This window comes from Pseudomonas sp. 86_A, assembly GCF_017491705.1.
Taxonomy (GTDB): domain Bacteria; phylum Pseudomonadota; class Gammaproteobacteria; order Pseudomonadales; family Pseudomonadaceae; genus Aquipseudomonas; species Aquipseudomonas koreensis.
Genome location: NZ_JAFGYS010000073.1, coordinates 1 through 526 on the forward strand (window position 1 = coordinate 1; position 526 = coordinate 526).

The 526-nt window shown below is 68.6% G+C and carries 1 protein-coding gene; it reads right to left on the reverse strand.

All coding sequences use genetic code 11. The annotated features are described in order from the left end of the window. Nucleotides 1–526: ATPase, T2SS/T4P/T4SS family (locus tag J5M57_RS28050; protein WP_207938484.1), on the reverse strand; the 526-nt coding region annotated here is incomplete at both ends.

The following is a 526-nucleotide window of genomic DNA, read 5'->3' on the forward strand; positions in this document are numbered from 1 at the left end:
GCGTGCGCATCCCGTTCGCGCGGCCGGTGGCGAGAATCTCCGCATCGGCCGCGTTGCGGTGAATCAGCGAGCGGATCGAATCGTCGATGACGAGCAGCTCGTACACGCCCCGACGCCCCGTGTAGCCCGAATGCCCGCACTTGTCGCAGCCGACCGGATGCCAGACCGCGCGGCCGCCCTCGTGCCGCTCCTCCTTGCACGCCGGGCAGAGCTGGCGCACGAGCCGCTGCGCGAGCACGCCGAGCAGCGAAGACGCGAGCAGGTACGGCTCGACGCCCATGTCGGTGAGACGCGTGACGGCCGACGCCGCGTCGTTCGTGTGCAGCGTCGCGAGCACCAGGTGGCCCGTTAGCGACGCCTGCACGGCGATCTGCGCGGTTTCGAGATCGCGGATTTCGCCGATCATGATGATGTCCGGGTCCTGACGCAGGATCGAGCGCAGCGCGCGCGCGAACGTCATCCCGATCCGCTCGTTCACCTGCGTCTGGCCGATGCCGGACAGATCGTATTCGATCGGATCCTCGAC